This is a genomic window from Scrofimicrobium canadense (genome assembly GCF_009696615.1).
In the GTDB taxonomy this organism is placed as follows: Bacteria; Actinomycetota; Actinomycetes; order Actinomycetales; family Actinomycetaceae; genus Scrofimicrobium; species Scrofimicrobium canadense.
Map to the genome: position 1 here is coordinate 1 of NZ_VULO01000044.1, position 1,304 is coordinate 1,304.

General features: G+C 55.1%; 2 protein-coding genes. Both read right to left on the reverse strand.

Annotation, left to right across the window (positions count from 1 at the left end):
- Window positions 1-400: Rpn family recombination-promoting nuclease/putative transposase (locus tag FYJ24_RS12435; protein ID WP_206192725.1), on the reverse strand; the 400-nt coding region annotated here is incomplete at its 3' end.
- A gap of 325 nt (window positions 401-725) precedes the next feature.
- Window positions 726-1,304: hypothetical protein (locus FYJ24_RS12740; RefSeq protein WP_206192726.1), on the reverse strand; the 579-nt coding region annotated here is incomplete at its 5' end.

Here is a 1,304-nt window from a genome sequence, read left to right on the forward strand (position 1 = left end):
CTGTCCAGCGCTTCTCTCCATTGTAGAGCACAATGGGCAACACGGGGGGTAGCTTGCCGCTTGGGGTAAACGCGTCCTGGCGAATCAGATCCTGGTACAGCAGCCCCAGGTAGCTCATGATCCGCACGGCCATGTGCTTGTCTTCCGATGACTGAAACTCCAGTAGAAGATAAACGTACAGCCAGCGGTCTCGCCACCATATCCGCCAAATCATGTCATCTTCACGGTCGCGCAGTTCATCGGTGATATAGGAGCCGCTGACCTGTTCCATTTGGTTAAAATCCAGCTGCTCGACCCAGGCTTCCTTGACGAAGCCGGTGAGCAAGTCCCGCACCATTTGTCTCTGCGAAAACATCAGTTTATAGCTGTGATCGTGACGGTTATGCACCTTGCTGACCATGCGGGCTCCTGTAGCTGGATTGTTACTTTACCACAACACCCGCTTTCTCAACCCAGGCCCCCTGTGGGAGGCCAATTCATTGGGCGACTGCCTGAGCAAGCACGGGTGCCGCCGTCATCGCGGGCTAAAGCCGCCTCCCACCAGGCTATTTCCCAGCGGCCGCGGGTACACTGCAGCCTCAAGCCCAGGGGGGGCAGGGCAATCGGGTGACTGCCTGGGCGTTGAGCAGAAAGTCATCGGAAGGCATAAAAAACAGGCAGAAACGACAAGGGCAGCCCCATGCGGTAGCTGCCCTCTTGTGAGCGAAGGAAGCGTATCGCTCGGGTTAGTGCTTATCTTCCTTGCGCAGCTCGGCAATCTCGTCAACTGCCAACCCGGTCGCTAAGGCTATCTGTTCGTCACTGAGCACGCCCAGCTTCAACAAATTGCGAGCGGTTTTTTCAATACCCAGCTTTTCGCCTTTTTCAATACCTAGCTTTTCGCCTTTTTCAATACCTAGCTTTATGCCCAGCTTTTCGCCTGCCTGACGACCTCTTTCCTCCCACAGTTCAGGCCACTTTTTAATTCGCTCTGCCAGCATGTCATGTACCTCATGCAAGTTGGTGAAGTCACTCACCTCAGGAAATTCAAGCCCTGGGGCGCGGTTGGGCAGGAACACTCGATAGAACCATACGATGATCGCCCGCCGCAAGCTGGCTTGTTCTGGGCCGTTGAGCCAGTCTGCTAAATGCCCCATGGCGTCTGAAACATCGTTTTCATCGCGATGTTTCTCGATACGAAATATCGCTGCCACGATATTGCGTGTTTCATCCGTCCACCCAGGCGCGTCAACAATAGCGCCTTCATCGATGAGTAAATAGCTCAGGTGGGGGCGATAGCGCTCCAGCCCACCCGGTACTGGTTC